Below are 856 nucleotides of genomic sequence, written 5' to 3'. Positions count from 1 at the left end.
AGAGCTCATCTCATTTGGAGAGTCTGCGGTAGCAAATCAGTGTGCAGGCGATGCCGGTGAAGGCAAGGAAGTGGTCGGCCTTGCGCTCGTAGCGGCGGTATAGGCGGCGGCATCCGGCCAGCCAGGCCATCGTGCGCTCGACCTGCCACCGGTGCCGCCCCAACCGCTGTGAGGACTCCACTCCCTTGCGAGCCAAGCGGTGCGGTGAACGATTCCCCGCTGGCGTAGCCATCGGCGCAGGTGGTCATAGTCGTAGCCCTTGTCTCCGTGCAGCTTGGCCGGGCGACGACGTCGTGGGCCACGTCGTGAACGGATCGGAGGGATCCCGCGCACCAGGGGCTGCAGGGCCTGGCTGTCGTGGGTGTTGGCACCCGAGATCGCCACGGACAGGGGAAGACCGGCCCGGTCGGTGATCAAGTGGATCTTCGACCCCTTCTTGCCCCGATCGACAGGATTCGGACCCGTCAGGTCCCCCCTTTGAGGGCGCGCATGTTCACCGAGTCGATCGCGCATCGCGACCAGTCCACCTCGCCGCGGGTGCCGAGTTCGTCCAGGATCAAGCGGTGGAGTTTGGCCCAGACCCGGGCGCGGGTCCACTCGGTGAAGCGCCGGTGTGCAGTAGGCCCGGACGGGCCGAACACCGACGGGAGTTGCGCCCAGGTGCAGCCGCTGGTGGCGACGAAGATGATCGCGGCCAGCACCTCGCGATCGCCGTGTCTGCGCCTGCCGCCGCCCTGGGGACGTGCGGGCGGTTCGGGCACCACTCGCTGGAACAGTTCCCACAGCTCATCAGGCACAAGACGTTCAACCATCGACACACGGTCAGGCTACCGAGAATCCAAATGAGATGAGCTCT

1 pseudogene is annotated in these 856 nt (G+C 66.2%); it reads right to left on the bottom strand.

Annotation, left to right across the window (positions count from 1 at the left end):
• Positions 1-10 precede the first annotated feature (10 nt).
• Positions 11-812 (bottom strand): annotated as a pseudogene (locus ACSIH6_RS39340) (IS5 family transposase).
• Between the last annotated feature and the right edge of the window lie 44 nt (positions 813-856).

It is taken from the genome of Nocardiopsis synnemataformans (assembly GCF_965343085.1).
Taxonomy (GTDB): Bacteria; Actinomycetota; Actinomycetes; order Streptosporangiales; family Streptosporangiaceae; genus Nocardiopsis; species Nocardiopsis alborubida.
This window is presented reverse-complemented; position numbering and strand designations above follow the sequence as displayed.